Below are 19,632 nucleotides of genomic sequence, written 5' to 3'. Positions count from 1 at the left end.
TTCCAGAGCTCCGAACGCCGACGTCACTTCGTTCGGCGTCTGGCGGACTGCATTACTCGCGCTGCGTCCTGTTGCTGCGGGCTGGTTCGTCGTAACCTTTGCGATGGCTGTAGAACATCAGCGCGATCAGGCCGCAGCCTAAGATCAGGATGAGAATCACGGCTCCGGTCAGGATGACGTTTCCATAGAGGGGCATCGGCGTCGATCGCCAGACCGACACGCAAAACCAGCTCGCCCCGACCAGCAGACCGGCCAGCAAGGCGGCGATCGCCCATTGGTACCTGTCGCGCATCGTTACCTCCATCAGCTCGCAAGGCTTCGGAGACCCGCCTAGACCCAACGCCATCCGCAGCGGCGCCGGCCGCGATGCCACCAGCAGACCCAGCGCCGGTGCCGGCGACGGCGCGGTGGAGGGCCCCAGCCGGGTCGCGGAGGCGGTCCCCACTGCGTCTTGATCAGTTCTGATGACGTGGTGGCGCGTCGCGGATCTGGATCGATCGGCAGCGCTTCGGCAACGTCGATCAAGCGAACGCCGGTGGCGCCGAGCGCGGCAGCGGCAAGGGCGCTCGTTGCAAAGCCTAGGAAGGCTCGGCGGCTGGAACCAACCATGTGTCGTCCTCCTCTGTCACGCAGTCGATCGCAGCGATTGCAGGGCGTAGAGCAGCCATGCGAGGCCATGTGAGATCAGGTCGACGCCGAGCAGGAAGCCGAGCGCCCAGACGCTAATATCCGGGAAGCCAAACAGGATGAGCACGCCGGCGGCCATGGCGAAGACGCCAGAGATCAGCATCATCCAGCCGTTCTGTCGCCAATAGGCGAAACTCAGCACGCATCGAACGACGCCGGATGCGAATAGCAGCGCGCCGAGGAAATAGGTCAGGATCAGTGCACCCGACACCGGCTGGGTGAGAAGGATCAGGCCGAATGCGAGGTAGAGCGCACCGAGAATGATCCGCCACAGGAAACTGCCCCAACCCTTTGTCCAGAACGCATGCGCGATCTCGAAGGCGCCGGCAGCGATTGCGGTGAGCCCAATGAACTTGACACTGATGATCGTGGCGAAGGCGAGATCGCCGAGGGCGAGGAGGCCGGCGGCGATCAGGACAATTCCGAGGAGAGCGCAAGCCCATAGCGGTGGGGCACCCAGCGTGTTGAGATCGTCGCGGCTGTCGTGGACGGTCATGCGAACCTCCTGGGTGCTCACGCTCCGATCGACACGCCTTCGATCCTAGACTTGAACCAGCAGGTCCAACATCGGACGAAACCCGGAGTTGAGGGGCGGGAATATTCTCATTCCAACTTGTTGCGACCTTTCCTGAGCGGACACGGCTCATCGCGGTCCGCGCGGGCCCAGTGTCAGATGGGTCACGCCGGCCGCGAGATTGAGCCCGATCGAGCGTTCGATCGAGATCGGCTGGAGCATGATGCTCCTGCGCGAGCCGCCAATCAGGACGTTGGCGCCGAGGCCGGGGCCTAGAGCGAAATTGCCACTCGCGCCCACATAGCTGCCGCGCAAAGTGCCGGCACCAATCCGCGAAGTCCTGGCGAACACGGCCCAGGACAGCGTGCCGGCGCTGGTCACGCCGAGATCAAGGCCGAGGCGTCTGATCCGTCCCTCGTAGATGTAGCGGCGGGCAGGGCGCACCCCATCGAACACGCAGCGCAGCGACTGCGTCGATCCGAGCACCAGTCCAACGCGTGGCTCCGAGAAGCATAGCAGCCTGCCTATTCTGAATCTCTCGGCTCCTGCGGGCGAGGGAATCGTCAACAGCACCGCCACTGCGCCGACGGCCGCGAGATATGGCAATTGTCGCATTCAAGCCTCCGCCTGGTGCTTTGTTTCGGTCGGCGCCCGCGGCGGGCCGCCGTCCCGGCGCAGCCAGAACGAAATGGCCAGCCCGATCAGCAGCACGGCGCCGAGCAGGAAGAAGAAGATGGATTGCTTCAGCCACGAGATCGCCGGGACGGCTGCGCCCATTGCAAGGCCGAGAAAAGCGATCTGCAATGACAACAGGCTGATGCCTGCGAGGAATGTGCCGAGCGCGAGCAGCGTCAGCAGGACGAGACCGGTTGCCGGCGTCGGGAGCAGTTGCTGAACGCCGGAGACCAGGATGATGTTCATCGTGATCAGGACGGCGATCCAGTGCAGCGCCTGGGTCCAGATCAGACGAATCTGGCCCTCCCTGCCTTCGATCTCCGGCCATTTGGTGATGACGCAGACCACCCCGACCGCCAGCGCCAGGAATTCCCAATAGCCGATCAGCGGCTGGTGCGAGACGTTGGTATAGGCAACTCCTGCGATGGCGAGCAGCAGCGCGACGGCGTACGGAAGCTGCTGCCAGACAAGACGCCCCATTCCCGAGCGAGCCTGTTGAGGCACGTGGTCTTCACGCTGCTGTGCATCCGTTTCGCTCATGGCTGCTCACCCAGGATTGGGGGATCGGTCGTTGCCGGTTCGATCCTGTCTCCGAGATAATCCTCGACATACAACCTGATGATCGCCACCCGTCCGACCGCGACGAGCGGCATCGCGAGCGCAATGCCCATGACGCCGAACAAGGCGCCCAGCAGGACGATGGCGACCAGGGTCCAGGCTGGCGGGGTCTCGACCGCATGCCGCTGAATCAGCGGGCCGATGACGTAACCTTCGATCGACTGGATGATGGTGTAGACCGCGACCGCCCAGATCAGCGGCGAGGCTCCGAGCGGCATCGCAACGAGCGCGATCGGGATCGCGGCGACGATTGGCCCAAGATAGGGGATGAAGTTCGACAATCCTGCCTGCAATCCGAGAACGAATGGGCCAGGCAGGCCGATGAGATAAAGGGCAAGCCAGACGAAGAGCGTCATCAGGATGATGCGGATCAACTGGCCGACGAACCACAGCCGCATCACGGTGCCCATCTCGTCCATCACCTCGCGCGCGCGGGCCCGGTAAGATTGCCTGACCAGCACGACCACGCTGTCGCGGTAGCTGATGGGATCGAAGGCGAAGAGAATGCCGAGGAACAAGATCACGAGCACGGCGGTCAAAAGGCTCGAGGCGCCGCCGAGCAGGAATTGCGCATGGCTGAGGAACCGACCCTGGTCGGCGAACAGCCACTGCGCGAAGTCACGCCCCCATTCCGGGCCGAGCAGATCCACGCCATAAGACAACAAATGCTCTTGCAGGATGTCGACCTGGGCATCCATGACTTTCAGCAGCACACGCGTCTGCTCCGGCAGCTTACCGGTCCCCCAGGCCAGCCCGAAGCCTGCCAGCGCCGACAGCAGCAGGAGAACGAGCGTCAGACGCCAGACGCGGCTGAGAGGAAGAACCGGCGCCAGAGCCCGGGCTGCGGCATCGAGAAAGGCTGCGAAAAGCACGCCAGCGAACACGATCAAGAGACTCGATACCGTTTGCCAGACCAGGAAGAGGGCCACGGCCACGACGAGCACAGTGAGGCCGATCGCAAGCAGGCTCGGTCGTCCGGATTGGACCGAATCGTCGATCGGGCTCTCATTCCGAACGAGGCCGCGGACCCGCTCGGATCCGACCCTGGCGTCGCTCATCGATCGGTCCGCCGTCATGTGGTCACGCCTCACGAGCGAACGCGGCGGCTGCCAAAATGCGGATGCTTGCCGCCGCGATGACGCCAATAGCGATGCTTGAATGGATTCGTGTTGGTGTTGATGTTGGGCCTCGCATCGCCCGGGGCGGCCGTGCCGGTTTGCTTCGGCGCGGCCAGGGTATCGTCCTTCGGCTGAGCCGGGGAAATGCTTGACGGCAGAGTGGCGGCTACGACTGCGGTGAGGAACAGGGTACGATAGTTGATCCACATCTTCATACTCGCCTCCATGCGGTCAGCGACATCGGTCAGATCGCGATGGCTCCGACAGCCAGGCCGTAGATTCCGATCCCCGCGGCGATGGCCACCGCGCCGAACAGGACGGACTCGACCGGCCTGAAAAGCCGCTCCTTGCGTTCGCGCTTGGCGATCAGGAACAGCAGCGTTCCCGGCGCGTAGAGGATCGCGGACAGCAGGAGAAATTTCGCCCCGCCGGCGTAGATCATTCCCGCCGCGTAGAGCGTCGCGACAGCCGCGAAGATCCCCTCGCTGGTGCGGGCGCGCTCGCCGGAAGCATAAGCCTCACCAGTCCATGCGAGCTTCAGGCCGTAAGCCGCCACGAGGAAATACGGGACCAGTGTCATTGCGCTCGTCATCTTGAGGGCGAGCGTGAAGGCATATTCGGCGAACCAACTCACAAGAAGCAACGCCTGTATCACGCAGTTGGTGAGCCAGAGCGCGCCGACAGGGACCTTGTGAACGTTCTCGCGCGCCAGAAAGGCCGGCATCGTGCGCTGAATGGCCGCTGAGTGCAGGATCTCGGCCGCAAGGAGGGACCATGACAGGTAATTGCCGAGGATCGAGATCAGCAATGCGATACTGATGAATACACCGCCCCAGCGGCCGACCATGGCCTCCATCACGCCTGCCATCGATGGTGTCGGCAGGTCCGCGAGCCCGCTCCGCGGCAGGATGCCGTAGGACAGGAGTGTCACGAGCACGAGAAGGCAGAGAACGGTCAGAAAGCCGGTGACCGCCGCGATACCGATGTCGTCGCGCCTTCGTGCGTAACGCGAATACACGCTCGCGCCCTCGATGCCGACGAAGACGAACACCGTGAGCAGCATCGTGCTGCGGACCTGGCTCAACACCTGCCCGGCGTCGGGCTCGGTCGTTCCCCAGAAATTGTCGGAGAAAAGCCCGCGGTTCAGGGCGGCCGCAGCCACCACGATGAACAGCACGATGGGGATGATCTTCGCGAAAGTTGTGACCATGTTGAGCGCGGCAGCCCCCTTGATGCCGCGCAGCACCAGAATATGGACGCTCCAAAGCAGCACGGAGGCCGAAGCGATGGCTACCGGCGTGGTGCCGTCGCCGAACACGGGGAAGAATTGGCCGAGCGTGGCCTTGATCAGGATGAGGCAGGCGACGTCGGCTAGACAACAGCCGATCCAGTAGCCGGCGGCGGACGCAAAGCCGATGTAGTCACCGAAACCGGCTTTGGCATAGGCGTAGATGCCCGCATCGAGCTCCGGCTTGCGCCGGGATAGCGATTGGAACACGAAGGCCAGAGTCAGCATGCCGGTGCCAGCAATCATCCAGGCAATGATCGCTCCCAAAGCGCCGGTGGTGCGCCCGAACTGAGCCGGCAATGCGAAGATGCCGGAGCCGACCATCGACCCGATCACCAGGGCGATCAGCGCATTGCGCGAAAGCTTCTGATCGGCCTCGCTTGTCGAAGCAGCCATGATGGATGCCTTCCGATCCGAGGCGGCTGCATTCGCGGCCTCCCTCCCGGAACCTTAGAGCCGCCTCCCGCGTGCGCACATCAGGGATTGTCTGTAGGAAGAGAGGCAGGAAATCGGTGGCCGCCGATTCAGATATCGCCACGGGAAGCGGTGGTGTCGTCCCCGCCCTTGTGCCAGGACGTCGGCAACGTATCCCGCGCGACCAGCACGACGCTGCCACGGAAGAACTCGCCGGACTTGGCGAGTTCGGCGGCCAGGCGCCTGGCATGTAGGACGGCCGCATCCTGCTCGCTAAGATCGCATCCGATCGTGTCGGGCGAGACGCCGTAGCGATCGGTGATATGGAAGAAGAAGCGCATGCCTCCGGTTAGGTCATTGCGCCTCCGGTCTCCAGTGACAAAAGCGCAAGGTGCCTCAGTCAAAAGTCTTACGACCCCGAAGCAGGTTCCAGTCTTACGGATCGGCAATCAGCGCCATGCCGTCCCCATTCGGGCAAGAGTGGTTTTCACCTGATGTCTTCGGGTGATTGTCCGATGTTGTTCCGTCGAAGCAGAGCCTAGCGTGGTCGCGCTTTAGGGGGCTGCACAGGAGGATGCGATGTCGAATCTCGATCAGAACTTGGCGGCGACAGACGTCGTCGGCGGCCGGATCACCGTGGATGCCGGACTGCGCCAGTACATGTTGCGGATCTATGGCTACATGGCCGCGGGTGTCGCCCTGACCGCCGTCGCCGCCGGCCTGACCTATCAGGTCACCGGCCCCGCGCTGCTGCAGAGCCCGCTGATGTGGGTTTTCATCCTGGCGCCGCTTGGGTTGGTGTTCTTTCTCAGCTCGCGCATCGAGACATTGTCGGTGCCAACTGCGCGCCTGCTGTTCTTCTTCTATGCTGCCCTGGTCGGTATCTCGCTCTCGATCCTACTACACATCTACACCAGTTCGTCGATAACCCGCGTCTTCGTGATCGCTGCTGCAATGTTCGGCGGGCTCAGCATCTTCGGCTACACGACCCGGCGCGACCTTTCGGGACTGGGTACCTTCCTGTTGATGGGGCTGATTGGGATCATCTTCGCGAGCGTCGTCAACCTGTTCCTGTGGTCGACTGCGCTCGACTGGCTGATCTCGATCGTAGGAGTCGGCGTGTTTGCCGGCTTGACGGCCTATGATACGCAGCGGATCAAGGCGATGTACGACAGCGCGGATGACCAAACCGCTTCGGGGCGAAAGTCGGTCCTTGCCGCGCTGTCGCTCTATCTCAATTTCCTCAACCTGTTCCTGATGCTGCTGCGTCTTGCGGGCGGCCGCCGTTGAGAAGGGAAGGGCGGCGGCTCAGGCCGCCGGCCGCTCCACCGTGCTGGCGAGGGCATCGCGCAACGCCTTTTCCTTCGTCTCGTCGAGGGAGGTCTTGAGTACGACGCCGCCCGCGTCCTTGATCTCCTTAATCACCTTGTCGGCGGTCATGTGCTTGATCAGGACGAACAGGGCGGCGTTGCCGGGCTGAAGGCTGGCGGAGAGACCCTTCATAAAGGCATCGTCGATGCCGACGTCCGAAAGAGCGCCGCCGAGCGCACCCGACGCTGCGCCTACGGCAACTCCGAGGATCGGATTGAGAAAGAGGACACCGATTAAAAGGCCCCAGAAGCTTCCCGTCACCGCGCCCATGGCGGTCGTGTTGACGAGTTGGTTGAGCTTGATGCTGCCCTGGTCCGTCTTTACGGCGATCACGGCGTCACTGATCGTGATCAGATACTCCTTCTGCAGCTTGAGCAATCGCTGACGCACTTCCTCGGCCTTCGCCTCGGACGGATATACGATGGCGACCAGATCGGACATGAAGACCTCCCGTTGGAGCATGCAAGCGGACCCGAGGAAGCTACCGCGCGAGAGCTGCCTCAGGGGATCGGAGAAAACCCTCGGTCCCGGTGGGGAATGTTCCGAATGAGATTGGACGCTGTAGACTGCGTCCCGAAGGGGCGGCGCAAAGTGAAATTGCTGGCGCCGCCCGATCGATGCGACCTCGGCGATCAATTGCGGCATCTAGCGGCGCGGATTCGGGACGCAGGTGCCGGACCGCCCGCTCACCGACGCGCGGCATTGGGCACGAGTGTCATACATACAGGTCAGCGTTCCCCTGAACTTTCTGCACCATGCCAGATCCTGCGCTTGTCCTGGCGTCCACGAGCCCATGGCACTGAGCGCAATGAAGACGGCAGCGGAGAGCAAAGCCAGCTTTGTCATCTTGGTTTCTCCTTGTCGTTGAGCAATCACGTCGAGCCGCGGATCGCAGGCTCGTCAAACCCGCCGCGGCTTTGACGAAGGGGTCGCATGCGCCGCAACGGCGGCAGCTGCAGGCTTATGCACCGTCTGCGCGCTTGGGCTGTCGGGTGATCGCCTGACTTCGCTGCCGGAATCTTTCGGCTCCGCCGGATGTTCGTTCACGATTGCACCCGCGGATGCTCAGTAGATTTACCGATACAAGCGGGATGAATTCTCCGCAAAATCCTCAGCGGCACGGATGGGTCAATTCATGCAGCTGCGGTCAATGAGTACGACGCTTGTTGCAGGGGTTTCTGCGCTGTTGCTGGTCGCCTGTGAGAGGGAGGCGGCGACGGACTCCCTTCCGGCGCCGGCGCGTCCCGTCCGCACCATGACAGTCGAGAAGCGGGATCAACTCACGCCCCTCACATTTTCCGGCCGCATCGAAGCCGAAGACGAAGTGAATCTGGCATTTCGAATTTCCGGTCGGCTGCACTCGAGCGACATCCGGCTCGGTGAGCGCGTCGAGGCCGGCCAGCTGTTGGCGCAGCTTGAATCGCAGGACCAACTCAGCGCGTTGCGGCAGGCGCAGGCCGCTCTTGCCGCAGCTCAGGGCCAGCTCACTCAGGCACGCAATCATTTCGAACGCCAGCAGACTCTGTTGGCGCAGGGATGGACCACGCGCGCCAACTTCGAGGCCGCGACGCAGGCGCAACAGACTGCGCAATCGAATGTTGAAATGGCCGAAGCTCAGTTGAATTCCGCCCACGACCAGGTCAGCTTCACCGAGCTGCGGGCCGATGCACCGGGCAAGATAACCGAAACGGGGCCCGCCGCCGGAGAGGTCGTCCAGGCCGGACAGACGATTGCGCGGATCGCGCGGCAGGATGGCCGAGACGCGGTCTTCGACATGCCGGCTCAATTCGTCCGCGCGGCACCGTCCAATCTGCAGGTGAGCGTCAGTCTGACCGACGATCCAGCGGTGACTGCGGAAGGGCGTATCCGGCAGGTTGCCGCGCAGGCCAATCCGGTCACGCGAACCTTTGAGATCAAGATAGGACTTCGCGATCCCCCTGCCGCGATGCGGCTGGGGGCGACTGTCACGGGGCGCGTCGAGATGAGCGCCGGACCAATGATCGACATTCCGGCAACGGCGCTGACCAGGATGAATCGCCAGCCGGCGGTCTGGATCCTGGATCCCGCGACGAAGACGGTCGCCATCCGCAATGTCGACGTCTTGAGGTTCGATCAGGCGCAGGTGATCATCTCGCAAGGTTTGGACATAGGCGAGGTCGTGGTGACCGCGGGCGTCCAGGCACTTCATCCGGGTCAGCGGGTGCGCGTCCTTGGGTCGGAGCCATGACCGGGCTCAACCTCTCGGAATGGGCGCTCGGGCGCCGCTCGCTCGTCATTTATCTGATGATTGCCGCCGTCGTCGCCGGCGTGCTGTCCTATCTGCGGCTGGGCCGGAACGAAGATCCTGCATTCACCATCAGGACTATGGTTGTTCAAGCGGCCTGGCCTGGAGCGACGGCCGAAGAGACGATGAAGCAGGTGACCGAACGGCTCGAGCGGCGGTTGCAAGAGACGCCACATCTGGACTTCCTGCGCAGCTTCACTCGGGCCGGTCTCACCACTATCTTCGTGAACTTGAAGGGGAGCGCCAACGCAAGGGACGTCTCCGATACCTGGTACCAGGTGAGGAAATCCATCGGGGACATCCGTCACACGCTGCCGGCGGGCATCGTGGGGCCAGCGTTCAATGACGATTTCGGCGACACGTTCGGGATCATCTATGGATTCACCAGTGATGGATTTACCCAGCGCGAGCTGCGTGACCGGGTCGAGGCGGTCCGCTCGCGTCTTCTAGACGTGCCCGATGTCGCGAAGATCGAACTGCTGGGTGCGCAGGACGAAGTGATCTTCGTCGAGTTCTCGAAACGGCAACTCGCAAGTCTCGGGGTCGATCGCACGGCTCTGATCGCCGCCCTGCAGGCACAGAATATCGTGAGCCCGGCCGGCACCATCCAGACCGGGACCGAGCGAATTTCGTTTCGGGTGTCCGGGGCGTTCCAGTCGGAGCAGGACATTGCCGACATCAACTTCAGCGCGGGCGGTCGCACGCTACGTCTGAGCGATCTCGCGACGGTACGGCGAGGCTATGCCGATCCGCCGCAACCGCTGTTCCGGGTCGGCGGTCGTCCAGCGATCGGGCTCGCGATCGCGATGCGCGAGGGCGGCGATATTCTCGTTCTCGGCAGGAACATCAAGGCGGCGATGGCAGAGATCACGGCCGATCTGCCGATCGGAATCGAACCGAGCCTCGTGGCCGACCAGGCCGTCGTGGTGGACAAAGCGATCCGCGAGTTCATGACCTCGCTGGTGCAGGCGATCGCGATCATCCTCGTCGTGAGCTTCATCAGCCTCGGCGTTCGGCCGGGCCTCATCATCGCACTGGCTATTCCGCTCACGCTTGCGATCGTGTTCCCGACGATGGAGTTTCTTCGCATCGATATGCAGCGAATTTCCCTCGGCGCTCTCATCATCGCGCTCGCGCTGCTGGTCGACGACGCCATGACGACGACGGACGCCACGCTTAATCGGTTGGCGCTGGGCGACGGCAAGATCGCGGCCGCGGCCTACGCCTTTCGCACGCATGCAGTCGCCATGCTCACGGGCACACTCGTAACGATCGCCGGGTTCATTCCGGTGGGCTTTGCAGCCAGCGCGGCCGGCGAATACACGTTCTCGCTGTTTGTGGTGGTTACGATCGCTCTCCTGGCGTCGTGGTTCGTCGCCGTCATCTTCACGCCGCTGCTCGGCGTCGCTATCCTCGCGCCGCCCAAGACCACAGCCGATGCGCCGGGAATGGCTTTTCGCTTGTACCGGCGCTTTCTGGTCCTGGCGATCCGCGCCAAATGGCTGACGATCGGCGCGACGGTTGCGCTTTTTCTCGCTTCCGTGCTCGCGCTTCCGCTGGTTCCGCAGCAATTCTTTCCATCGTCCGACCGGCCGGAACTTCTCGTGGACATCGGCCTGCCGCAGAATGCATCGATTTACGCCAGCGAGGCGGCGGCCAAGCGCCTCGATCAAGTACTGACCGGTGATCCCGACGTTGGTCATTGGAGTACCAATGTCGGGCGCGGTGCGATCCGCTTCTATCTGCCGCTCAGCGTCGAGCTGCCGAATGACTTCTTCACCCAGGCGGTCGTTGTGGCCAAAGACGTCGGGGCACGCGAGCGCCTTCATGCCAAGCTGGAACGGTTCCTTGTGGAAGAATTCCCGAACGCGATCTCCTCGGTTTCGCCGCTTGGGCTCGGTCCCCCCGTGGGATGGCCGCTGCAGTATCGCGTCAGCGGTCCCGACGTGGAGCTCGTGCGTGACATCGCGGTCGAAGTCGCGCGGATCGTCGGCTCCGATCCGAGGGCCAAGAGCCTCAATTTCGACTGGATGGAGCCGGATCGCCAGATCCGCGTTCGCGTCAACCAGGATGAGGCGCGCCGTCTCGGCCTGAGCTCGCAGGCGATCTCAATCGTTCTGAACACCGTGATCTCCGGCCTGCCCGTGACCCAGGTGCGGGACGATATCTACCTTGTCGATGTGCTGGCCCGCGCAACGGACGAGCAGCGCGTCTCGCTGCCGAGCTTGCGGACGCTGCAGGTGCCGATCCCGGGAGGGCAGACCGTTCCGCTGAGCCAGTTTGCCACCTTTGAATACGGTCAGGAGTTTCCGCTGATCTGGCGGCGCGATCGCATGCCGACCCTGACGGTGCGGGCCGCCGTTCCCGACGAGATGCCGCCGGAGACGGTGGTCAATCGGCTGGCTCCCGCTATCGCCAAGCTGAAGGCCACTCTGCCGCGTTCCTACGATGTCGTGGCCGGCGGCACGGTGGAGGAGAGCCGAAATTCGAGGTCGTCCGTGATGGCAGTCGTACCGATGATGTTGTTCGTCATGTTTACGGTGCTGATGGTGCAGCTGCAGAGCTTCCCGCGATTATTGATGGTCGTTAGCGTCGCGCCGCTCGGCCTGATCGGCGTCGTCGCGGCGCTGCTCGTGTCCGGGCGGCCGCTGGGCTTCGTCGCCATCCTCGGCGTGTTGGCGCTGCTTGGCATGATTAGCAAGAACGCGGTGATCCTGATCGGGCAAATCGAGGCGGAGCGCTTGCAAGGGAAGGGGCCCTGGCAGGCGGCAGTGGATGCAAGCAGCTCCCGCTTTCGTCCGATCATGCTGACGGCCGTCTCAACCGTACTCGGCATGATCCCGATAGCGCCGACCGTCTTCTGGGGGCCGATGGCCTTTGCGATCATGGGCGGCCTGCTCGTCGCAACCGTTCTAACTCTGGTGCTGCTGCCGACCTTGTATGTCGCCTGGTTCGGCGGGAAAGAAATGGCGCCAGCTTCCGATGCTTCCAGCCCGGCGCGAGGGTAATCCCGGGCAGCGACTAGGTAATCACCTGATGGGCCGGGCCGAGGCCACGGCGCATGGTTCGATCTCGAAATGAGGAGGTCGGCAACGCATCGTTCGAGACATCGGTGACGGCGTCGGTCTTCGCTCGCTCTTCGAGGCCATTCAATGACTGCGACGACATCGGCCCAGAAGCTCTCATTGTTCGCGCTGACGGGAATGGTCGTCGGCTCCATGGTCGGCTCCGGCATCTTCTCGCTGCCCAGAACCTTCGGCACCGCAACCGGTCCCTTCGGCGCCATCCTCGCCTGGTGCATCGCAGGCGGTGGCATGTACACTATGGCGCGCGTGTTCCAGTCTCTGGCCGAGCGCAAGCCTGGTCTGGATGCCGGTGTTTATGCCTATGCGAAAGAGGGCTTTGGCGACTATCCCGGCTTCCTGTCGGCGCTCGGTTACTGGATGGGAAGTTGCATCGGCAACGTGTCCTACTGGGTCCTCATCAAATCGACCCTGGGCGCGTTCTTTCCCGTGTTCGGCGACGGCAATACGGTCATCGCGATCGTCGTAGCCTCGATCGGGATCTGGCTGTTCCACTTCATGATCCTGCGCGGGGTGCAGCAGGCCGCCGCGATCAATACGATCGTCACCATCGCCAAGATCGTGCCGATCCTGATCTTCATCGTCATCCTGATCCTTGCCTTCAAGGCCGACCTGTTCCGTGCCAACTTCTGGGGCGGCGAGGGCATGCCGGACACGGGACTCTTCGAGCAGATCCGCGCGACCATGCTGGTCACGGTGTTCGTCTTTCTCGGGATCGAGGGGGCCAGCGTCTATTCCCGCTACGCCAAGGAGCGGTCCGACGTCGGCGCGGCGACGATCATGGGCTTCCTGGTCGTCACGAGCCTGATGGTGCTCGTCACCATGCTGCCTTATGCCGTGCTGCCGCGTGCGGAGATTGCAGACATGCGGCAACCGTCAATGGCCACGGTGCTGGAGGCAGTGGTCGGACATTGGGGTGCCGTCTTCGTCAGCATCGGGCTCCTGGTCTCGGTGCTCGGCGCCTATCTCGCCTGGTCGCTGATCTGCGCCGAGGTGCTTTCGGCGGCCGGTCGAACCCGGGACATGCCGCGCGTGTTCGGTACCGAGAACGCCAACAAGGTGCCGGCCGCCGCGCTCTGGCTGACCAATATCGTGGTGCAGCTCTTCGTCATCAGCACATATTGGTCCCGGGATGCCTTCTCGCTGATGCTCAATCTCACGAGCGTCATGAACCTCATTCCGTTCTTCCTGGTCGCCGCCTACGGATTGCTGCTGGTGAAGCGCGGCGAGACGTACGAGAAGAGCGCGGGCGAGCACAGACGAGACCTGATCTTCACCGGCATCGCCGTCATCTACACACTCTTCCTGATCTACGCGGCGGGAATGAAATACCTGCTGCTATCCGCGCTGCTCTACGTGCCCGGCACGGCGCTGTATGTCTGGGCGCGGGTCCAACAGAAGGCGCGGATTTTTGCACCGGTGGAGTGGGGCATCTTCATCGTGGCTGCGATCGGCGCGGCCGTCGGCATTCACGGCCTCGCCACCGGCTACATCACGATCTAGGCGGATCGATTGCGGAGGTTGCGCTCATGACACAACAGACATCAAACGGAGCGCTTCCTTTTGGCGTTCATTCGGAAGTCGGTCAGTTGCGCAAGGTAATGGTCTGCTCGCCGGGCCGCGCTCACCAGCGTCTCACTCCGACCAATTGCGACACGCTGCTGTTCGATGACGTCCTGTGGGTCGACAATGCCAAGCGCGACCATTTCGACTTCGTGCAGAAGATGCGCGACCGCGGCATCGAGGTCGTCGAGATGCACAATCTGCTCGCGGACACCGTCGCCATCCCGGAGGCGAGGCGATGGATCCTCGACAATCAGGTGGTCCCAAACCAGGTCGGTCTCGGCCTGATTGACGAGCTCCGCGGCTATCTGGAAAGCCTCGCCCCCCGCGCGCTGGCGGAAACCCTGATCGGCGGATTGTCGACCCACGATTTCCCCGACGCACATGGCGGTGAAATGCTCCGGTTGATCCGGGAGGCGGCCGGCATGACCGAGTATCTGCTGCCGCCACTTCCGAACACGCTGTACACGCGCGATACCACCTGCTGGATCTATGGCGGCGTAACGTTGAATTCGCTGTTCTGGCCGGCGCGTCACGAGGAGCCGATCCTCGCCGCCGCCATTTACAAGTTCCATCCGGATTTCGCCGGCAAGGTCCACGTCTGGTGGGGCGATCCGACTCAGGATCACGGCCTTGCCACTCTGGAAGGTGGCGATGTGATGCCGATCGGGAAGGGCAATGTCCTGATCGGATTGAGCGAGCGGACATCGAGACAGGCGATCAGTCAGCTTGCTGCCGCTCTTTTCAGGAGAAAGGCTGCCGAGCGCGTCATTGTGGCGGCCATGCCCAAGCTCCGCGCGGCGATGCATCTCGACACGGTCTTCACGTTCGCCGATCGGGATTGCGTGCTGCTTTACCCCGATATCGTCAATAACATCACGGCGTACTCCTACCGGCCGACGGATAATTCCGCTGGTATCGAGTTGCGGAAGGACGAGAAGCCTTTCGTGGACGTCGTAGCTGAAGCGCTCGGCCTCAAGAAGCTCCGCGTCGTGGAGACCGGCGGCAACGCCTATCTGCGAGAGCGAACTCAGTGGGACAGCGGTGCCAATCTGGTCTGCGCCTCCCCAGGCGTCGTCTTCGCCTACGATCGCAACACCTACACCAATACGCTGCTGCGCAAGGAGGGAATCGAAGTGATCACCATCGTCGGCGCGGAGCTCGGACGTGGCCGAGGCGGCGGTCACTGCATGACCTGCCCGATTACCAGAGATCCGGTCGACTACTAGCCGGCGGAGGAATCGACCCAGATCAACCTGTGATTTATCATCTGAACATTAACACGCCACAATCGGCGCGCAGTGTGACACGAATCCCGGTGTCCGGCTGCAGCATCGGAGGGGACCTATGCGACCGTCTGGATCTTTTCTGCCGGTTGCCGCACTGCTCGGCAGTAGTACGGCTTGGGCGGCGGACCTCGATCTCACCGACTTCAAATCGAGCGGAGCCGCTACATCCTCCTACGCGGTTCCTTATTACCAAGCCCCATCCTGGAGCGTCGTTGGTTCCATCTCGCCGACTTTCACCGACAATGCGCTCTTCACCCGCGATAACCGCAGGTCCGACGTCTATTACGCGCCAGACGTGAGCGTCAGGCTCGACGGGAACCTCACCAACGATCTGTCATACCGGCTCTATGCGCGGGCTCAATACGAAGCCTTTTCGCGGGAAAAGGACGGCAATTTCGCCGTCGCGCGTATGGGCGCGCGTCTGACCGAGAACTGGGACGGCTGGCGCTTGTCTGGCATTTACGAAAATCGATATGATTTCGATGGCATCTACCGCGATCTCGCCTTCACGTCCCACGACGTGATGGGCTCAGTCGCGCGCGATTTCCGCGTTGGCAACGCGACGTTCTCGCCACTAGTGCTTTTGACCTACCGTTTCTCCGATCTGGCCGAGGCGCGCCGCTGGCGCTTTGACGCCGTGCTCGGAATCGAGGTCAAGCTCGATCCCAGATGGTCGATCGTCAGTACGCCCCTGTTCGAAGCCTATTGGTTCACCGATGGACTCAATACCGGTCGCCAGGATCAGCTCTATTCGGTTGACCTCGGCCTGAAGTACAACGTCGCCAACAACGTGTCGCTCACGACGACCGTGCTCTACGAGGCACGAACCTCGAACGTCCCGCTGCGGCGATACAGGGACGTTCGGATCGGGCCTCGCCTGGACTTTGCCTTTTAGAGGTGCTCGAGAGATGCCGGCAAGACGCCTTCTAATGCTGACCTGCCTCATCATCTCAAGCATGATGACGACGGTCGTGCTGGCCGATCCTCGCGATGCGGTCGATCGTAGCCATCGACTCGATACCGATGCACTTCGGGATGATGCCGCGACGCGCCGTCTGGAGCAACCATCTCACCCGCTCGCAATTGCGCCGGCCCCGGCGGCACCGCCCGCGAAGGCGACCAGAAAGAAGAAGTCGGACACGAGCAGTAGCCGATAGCCCTGGCGAACCTGTCAGCGCATTAGGCGGGGGAACGGTGGAGGACGCCCGGCGACCACGGAATGGCGGCGCGACGATGCCATTCGGGCTCGTTCGCCGCGCATCGCCATTTTTACTCTCTATTGCATCGGATTTGAGATTCGGCGGCCCTTGACGAAGGCCAAGATTTCAATCCCTCACGAATACTACCTCATGTTGAATGAGCGGTTCGCTGGGTGTATAGTTGATTGACCCCGCAGGTGCGCTATTCCGAATTCGGTGGAGGATTTCTCGCCGGCAGGGTGGGGAGAGACCCCGCTATTGTCGTCGTGGCCAATATCGGGAGTCGCCGGAATAGAGTGAGTAGTACAGTGAAGCCACATGGCTCCCCCGCCAGAGAGTCGAGGCAAACCAGTCCCAAGCGCTGGCTGCGCGTAGGTTTGCAACCATCGACCGAGGAGCTTTACTGGAACTCTTCTGCAGATCTCCTCTTCGTCGCGCGCCCCTCCTTTTGCGGACATTTCGTCTACGAGAGCATCAATCCGGCATTCGAGTCCCGGCTCGGCGTATCGTCGCGAGACGTGCTCGACATGGATGTATCCGATTGCCTGAGCGCGGATGACGCGAGATCTGTCTGCGAAGCACTTCGGGCGAGCCTCGCGGAGAAGGCTGAGATCAGGATCCGGCAGCGGCTGGCGTTTGGTGGTTCATCCCGCACGAAGGAAACGACGGTCACGCCGATCCTGGATCCCGCGACCCGCGGTGTCGTCCGGTTGATCGGCTGCCATCGCGAGGCGCGCGACGTTCGCTTCGAGGACCCCACCACATGGGGGAACGGGCTGGATGTCGAAGCTGGCCTGCTGTCGCTTCAGGAGAGCATTCAGCAGCGGATCGCTTCCGATCTCCACGATTCGACATGCCAGCATCTGATTGCCGCGGGTCTCGGCCTCATGCGGATCCGCGGCCAGCTTGACGGCACACAAGCTGCCGAACGGCTCTGCGACGAAATCGACGGGTCGATCGATGAAGCGCTCCGGGAGCTCCGAGCTTTTGCCTATCTGCTGCATCCGCGGGATCTGACGGGTGACGGATTGAAGGCCACGATCGAAGGCTACGCGGAAGGGTTCGCGGCGCGCACCTCGTTGCACGTGAGGGTGAATATCGTGCCGGAGGTCGATCGGCTGCCTCATGAGGCCAAGCGCTCGCTGCTGCGCGTCGTTCAGGAGGCCCTGACGAACGTCTTCCGTCACGCAAGAGCGACGGAGGTGGCGATCGTCCTGGATGTTGTCGACAGACGTTTCCAGTTGACGATCAGCGACAATGGACGCGGTTTTCCCAACCCCGGCAGGCCGGGCACCAAGACGCTGTCGAGCGGTGTCGGAATTCCCGCGATGCGAGCGAGGCTGCACGGGATGGGAGGTACGCTCGCCATCCAGTCCAACGGGATGGCACCGCACTCCGGCACCGTTCTGTCCGCGGTCTTCCCGCACGTCCTTGCAGTGAATGGACGCAATCGACGAAGGACCACGATCAATACGAGGCCAGCGACCGGCACACGATCAGCGAAAGAACACTAGCCAGCGGCGGCGGGTCGAAAGCGCGACCCGAACGCCGTCAAAGACATGGAGTGTGCGGCATGAAACGTATCCTCATAGCCGACGATCATGAAGCGGTGCGGTCGGGTTTGCGGGCGGTGCTCGAGCAGCGGGCGGACTGGGAAGTGGTGGCCGAGGCCGCTGACGGAGGCAAAGCGGTCGCCGCGGCGATCCAGAGCCAGCCCCACGTCGCCATCCTGGACTTCTCGATGCCGAGGATGACCGGCGTGGAGGTGGCGCGGCGTATGAGGGACTATCGGTTGCAAACCGAGATCCTGATCTTCACCGTGCACAATTCGGGCCTGATAGCGCAGCAGGCGTTCGAGGCCGGCGCCCGCGCTTTCTTGGTGAAGTCTGATGCGAACAAGCTGCTGCTGGCGGCTGTCGAGTCGCTGCTGATGCACAGGCCGTTCTTCTGTACGAATAGCATTATCGAATACGACGGCGGGCCGGGCCCCCACGGCGAACGACACCACCATGGGCTGACCTCGCGCGAGCAGCTCGTCGTCAAGCTGGTTGCCGAGGGCTACAGCAACAAGGGGATTAGCGCGATCCTCGACCTGAGCGTTAAGACGACGGAGGCACATCGTGCAGCGGCGATGCGCAAGCTGGAGGTAAACTCGACGGCGGGCCTCGTGCGATACGCGGTGCGGAGCGGACTCGTCGAGGCCTGATCGCAAGCCGTGGCGATCCGTGGCTGTCAGTACCTTCGCCCGCATCTCTCAGGGTTTTGCTGGATAACCGTTCTTGTGGGACGCCGTATGATCGTTCGACCTGACGGCCGATGACCGCTCTAGTCCACTTGGCTTGGCCGAGGGTAGGCAAACGGGAACGACCCGTGAAACGCATCTTGATTGCGGACGACCATGAAATCGTGCGTTCCGGACTTCGTGCGATTGTTGAAACGCGGTCCAACTGGATCGTGAGCGGCGAGGCGACCAATGGTGAGCAGGCGGTCACGCTTGCGCTGGAAACCAGGCCAGACATCGTGATCGTCGATTATTCCATGCCGATCATCAACGGCCTGGAGGTCAGCCGCCGCCTCAGAGCGCTTCACGTTCAAACCGAGGTGCTTATCCTCACGATGCATGAAAGCGAGGAGTTGCTGACAGAGGCCATTCTGGCCGGAATCCGCGGCTTCCTGTTCAAGTCCGACGCTCGCAACCATCTCATTTCCGCGGTCGAAGCGCTGCTCGACGGCAGACCCTACTTCACGAGTGTTCTGCTGGAGAAGCTGCTCCGCGACTACCAGGCGAACAAGCAGAACCGGGCCGACATGCTGCTGACCTCGCGCGAGGAGAGCGTGGTCCAGCTGATCGCAGAGGGGCACACCAACAGGTCGATAAGCGCGATCCTGAATCTGAGCGTCAAGACGGTCGAGACCCACCGCGCCTCGGCCATGCGCAAGCTCAGGATGTCCTCCACCGCCGAGCTGGTTCGGTATGCTGTCCGCAAGCGGCTGGTTTCACCTTGAACGAGCGGGGAGCGCTTTCGGCTGCTCGCGAAAGATCGAGAGTGCACCGTCGAGTGAACGGACGCGAGAAATACCTTCGCATGCTTACTTTGATGTGTGGCGTTGGCTTGCCGAGCCGAAGCTTGCCGCGCCAGTCCGTCTTTGCTTCCGCTGCGCTCCGGCTACGACACCGCGCTTCGCCCCTCGTTCTCCGCTTGGCTGGGCCGCGCGTAGCCCGAAGGGCGAAGCGTGGTGGGCCCGGCAGGACTCGAACCTGCAACCAGACCGTTATGAGCGGCCGGCTCTAACCATTGAGCTACAGGCCCCGCCGCGAGGCGGCCGCAGGTAGCGCGGCCGGCAACGGTGCGCGGTTCGTTTACAGGGCCTGAGGCGGGGGTGCAATGCTGGCGCTGGTGGATGGGAACGCCGGCACGGCATCATTGATAAATTTCGAATAACCGAAATTGGCGATGATGCCTGTATAACCCTGTTTTGCCCGACGAAGCAAACCGCGTTTTCGCAGGTTTTTTCGACGTGGGCGGTA

Annotated in this window: 19 protein-coding genes and 1 tRNA gene; 10 read left to right on the top strand and 10 right to left on the bottom strand. The window is 62.6% G+C overall.

Annotated features, from left to right (window positions below; genetic code table 11):
* Nucleotides 1-52: 52 nt before the first annotated feature.
* The 8 genes from I6F31_RS15735 to I6F31_RS15695 all read right to left on the bottom strand — a co-directional run bounded on the left by I6F31_RS15735 (nt 53) and on the right by I6F31_RS15695 (nt 5,655).
* Nucleotides 53-292 (bottom strand): hypothetical protein, encoded by a 240-nt coding sequence (locus I6F31_RS15735; RefSeq protein ID WP_225128696.1) that lies wholly within the window; start codon nt 290-292, stop codon nt 53-55.
* A gap of 333 nt (nt 293-625) precedes the next feature.
* On the bottom strand, nt 626-1,183 hold the full coding sequence (locus tag I6F31_RS15725) for an HdeD family acid-resistance protein (RefSeq protein ID WP_225185689.1): 558 nt from the start codon (nt 1,181-1,183) through the stop codon (nt 626-628).
* Nucleotides 1,184-1,330: 147 nt separating this feature from the next.
* Nucleotides 1,331-1,816, bottom strand: coding sequence for a DUF992 domain-containing protein (locus I6F31_RS15720; RefSeq protein ID WP_128262852.1), 486 nt, complete (start codon nt 1,814-1,816; stop codon nt 1,331-1,333).
* Nucleotides 1,817-2,416, bottom strand: a complete 600-nt coding sequence (locus tag I6F31_RS15715) for a hypothetical protein (RefSeq protein ID WP_225185688.1) — start codon at nt 2,414-2,416, stop codon at nt 1,817-1,819.
* Nucleotides 2,413-3,552, bottom strand: coding sequence for an AI-2E family transporter (locus tag I6F31_RS15710; protein WP_192893330.1), 1,140 nt, complete (start codon nt 3,550-3,552; stop codon nt 2,413-2,415). The genes I6F31_RS15715 and I6F31_RS15710 overlap by 4 nt, the downstream gene beginning before the upstream one ends.
* Nucleotides 3,553-3,581: 29 nt before the next feature.
* Nucleotides 3,582-3,827, bottom strand: a complete 246-nt coding sequence (locus I6F31_RS15705; RefSeq protein ID WP_225144724.1) for a hypothetical protein — start codon at nt 3,825-3,827, stop codon at nt 3,582-3,584.
* Nucleotides 3,828-3,856: 29 nt separating this feature from the next.
* Nucleotides 3,857-5,296 carry a basic amino acid/polyamine antiporter gene (locus I6F31_RS15700; protein ID WP_225185687.1) on the bottom strand — a complete coding sequence of 480 codons (1,440 nt, stop codon included), beginning with the start codon at nt 5,294-5,296 and terminating at the stop codon, nt 3,857-3,859.
* Nucleotides 5,297-5,424: 128 nt separating this feature from the next.
* Nucleotides 5,425-5,655: a hypothetical protein gene (locus tag I6F31_RS15695; RefSeq protein WP_225112296.1), complete on the bottom strand. Its 231-nt coding sequence runs from the start codon at nt 5,653-5,655 to the stop codon at nt 5,425-5,427.
* Nucleotides 5,656-5,893: 238 nt separating this feature from the next.
* Between I6F31_RS15695 and I6F31_RS15690 the strand changes: the two genes are divergently transcribed.
* Nucleotides 5,894-6,604: a Bax inhibitor-1/YccA family protein gene (locus tag I6F31_RS15690; RefSeq protein WP_225185686.1), complete on the top strand. Its 711-nt coding sequence runs from the start codon at nt 5,894-5,896 to the stop codon at nt 6,602-6,604.
* Nucleotides 6,605-6,622: 18 nt separating this feature from the next.
* Here the strand turns inward: I6F31_RS15690 and I6F31_RS15685 are convergent, their stop codons facing one another.
* Nucleotides 6,623-7,126, bottom strand: a complete 504-nt coding sequence (locus tag I6F31_RS15685; protein ID WP_225112298.1) for a DUF1269 domain-containing protein — start codon at nt 7,124-7,126, stop codon at nt 6,623-6,625.
* A gap of 709 nt (nt 7,127-7,835) precedes the next feature.
* Between I6F31_RS15685 and I6F31_RS15675 the strand changes: the two genes are divergently transcribed.
* The 9 genes from I6F31_RS15675 (at nt 7,836) to I6F31_RS15635 (ending at nt 19,109) form a co-directional block, all read left to right on the top strand.
* On the top strand, nt 7,836-8,912 hold the full coding sequence (locus I6F31_RS15675) for an efflux RND transporter periplasmic adaptor subunit (protein WP_225147717.1): 1,077 nt from the start codon (nt 7,836-7,838) through the stop codon (nt 8,910-8,912).
* The gene (locus tag I6F31_RS15670) at nt 8,909-11,977 is read left to right on the top strand and encodes an efflux RND transporter permease subunit (RefSeq protein WP_225185685.1); all 3,069 of its coding nucleotides are present in this window, start codon (nt 8,909-8,911) and stop codon (nt 11,975-11,977) included. Before I6F31_RS15675 ends, I6F31_RS15670 begins: the two co-directional genes overlap by 4 nt.
* 144 nt (nt 11,978-12,121) lie before the next feature.
* Nucleotides 12,122-13,555, top strand: coding sequence for a basic amino acid/polyamine antiporter (locus tag I6F31_RS15665; RefSeq protein ID WP_036011479.1), 1,434 nt, complete (start codon nt 12,122-12,124; stop codon nt 13,553-13,555).
* Nucleotides 13,556-13,581: 26 nt separating this feature from the next.
* The gene (gene arcA, locus I6F31_RS15660; RefSeq protein ID WP_225185684.1) at nt 13,582-14,844 is read left to right on the top strand and encodes an arginine deiminase; all 1,263 of its coding nucleotides are present in this window, start codon (nt 13,582-13,584) and stop codon (nt 14,842-14,844) included.
* A gap of 118 nt (nt 14,845-14,962) precedes the next feature.
* On the top strand, nt 14,963-15,799 hold the full coding sequence (locus I6F31_RS15655; protein WP_225140397.1) for an outer membrane beta-barrel protein: 837 nt from the start codon (nt 14,963-14,965) through the stop codon (nt 15,797-15,799).
* A 34-nt stretch (nt 15,800-15,833) separates the two neighbouring features.
* Complete coding sequence (locus I6F31_RS15650) at nt 15,834-16,061, top strand: hypothetical protein (protein ID WP_141697668.1); 228 nt, start codon at nt 15,834-15,836, stop codon at nt 16,059-16,061.
* Between the two features lie 350 nt (nt 16,062-16,411).
* Complete coding sequence (locus tag I6F31_RS15645; protein WP_225185683.1) at nt 16,412-17,617, top strand: ATP-binding protein; 1,206 nt, start codon at nt 16,412-16,414, stop codon at nt 17,615-17,617.
* Between the two features lie 59 nt (nt 17,618-17,676).
* Nucleotides 17,677-18,309, top strand: coding sequence for a response regulator transcription factor (locus I6F31_RS15640; RefSeq protein ID WP_225185682.1), 633 nt, complete (start codon nt 17,677-17,679; stop codon nt 18,307-18,309).
* A 164-nt stretch (nt 18,310-18,473) separates the two neighbouring features.
* Nucleotides 18,474-19,109, top strand: coding sequence for a response regulator transcription factor (locus I6F31_RS15635; RefSeq protein WP_036035698.1), 636 nt, complete (start codon nt 18,474-18,476; stop codon nt 19,107-19,109).
* A 229-nt stretch (nt 19,110-19,338) separates the two neighbouring features.
* On the opposite strand, the gene I6F31_RS15630 is transcribed toward I6F31_RS15635, so the two are convergent.
* Nucleotides 19,339-19,414: transfer RNA gene (locus I6F31_RS15630), tRNA-Ile, on the bottom strand.
* Between the last annotated feature and the right edge of the window lie 218 nt (nt 19,415-19,632).

It is taken from the genome of Bradyrhizobium sp. NBAIM01, assembly GCF_020194115.1.
GTDB classification, from domain to species: Bacteria; Pseudomonadota; Alphaproteobacteria; order Rhizobiales; family Xanthobacteraceae; genus Bradyrhizobium; species Bradyrhizobium yuanmingense.
Note: the sequence above shows the minus strand (reverse complement) of the source record. Positions and strands in the feature narration are given on the sequence as shown.

Coding starts and splice junctions, on each gene's coding strand:
- I6F31_RS15735 (WP_225128696.1), bottom strand. CDS start 292: ATGCGCGACAGGTACCAATGGGCGATCGCCGCCTTGCTGGCCGGTCTG.
- I6F31_RS15725 (WP_225185689.1), bottom strand. CDS start 1,183: ATGACCGTCCACGACAGCCGCGACGATCTCAACACGCTGGGTGCCCCA.
- I6F31_RS15720 (WP_128262852.1), bottom strand. CDS start 1,816: ATGCGACAATTGCCATATCTCGCGGCCGTCGGCGCAGTGGCGGTGCTG.
- I6F31_RS15715 (WP_225185688.1), bottom strand. CDS start 2,416: ATGAGCGAAACGGATGCACAGCAGCGTGAAGACCACGTGCCTCAACAG.
- I6F31_RS15710 (WP_192893330.1), bottom strand. CDS start 3,552: ATGAGCGACGCCAGGGTCGGATCCGAGCGGGTCCGCGGCCTCGTTCGG.
- I6F31_RS15705 (WP_225144724.1), bottom strand. CDS start 3,827: ATGAAGATGTGGATCAACTATCGTACCCTGTTCCTCACCGCAGTCGTA.
- I6F31_RS15700 (WP_225185687.1), bottom strand. CDS start 5,296: ATGGCTGCTTCGACAAGCGAGGCCGATCAGAAGCTTTCGCGCAATGCG.
- I6F31_RS15695 (WP_225112296.1), bottom strand. CDS start 5,655: ATGCGCTTCTTCTTCCATATCACCGATCGCTACGGCGTCTCGCCCGAC.
- I6F31_RS15690 (WP_225185686.1), top strand. CDS start 5,894: ATGTCGAATCTCGATCAGAACTTGGCGGCGACAGACGTCGTCGGCGGC.
- I6F31_RS15685 (WP_225112298.1), bottom strand. CDS start 7,126: ATGTCCGATCTGGTCGCCATCGTATATCCGTCCGAGGCGAAGGCCGAG.
- I6F31_RS15675 (WP_225147717.1), top strand. CDS start 7,836: ATGAGTACGACGCTTGTTGCAGGGGTTTCTGCGCTGTTGCTGGTCGCC.
- I6F31_RS15670 (WP_225185685.1), top strand. CDS start 8,909: ATGACCGGGCTCAACCTCTCGGAATGGGCGCTCGGGCGCCGCTCGCTC.
- I6F31_RS15665 (WP_036011479.1), top strand. CDS start 12,122: ATGACTGCGACGACATCGGCCCAGAAGCTCTCATTGTTCGCGCTGACG.
- arcA (WP_225185684.1), top strand. CDS start 13,582: ATGACACAACAGACATCAAACGGAGCGCTTCCTTTTGGCGTTCATTCG.
- I6F31_RS15655 (WP_225140397.1), top strand. CDS start 14,963: ATGCGACCGTCTGGATCTTTTCTGCCGGTTGCCGCACTGCTCGGCAGT.
- I6F31_RS15650 (WP_141697668.1), top strand. CDS start 15,834: ATGCTGACCTGCCTCATCATCTCAAGCATGATGACGACGGTCGTGCTG.
- I6F31_RS15640 (WP_225185682.1), top strand. CDS start 17,677: ATGAAACGTATCCTCATAGCCGACGATCATGAAGCGGTGCGGTCGGGT.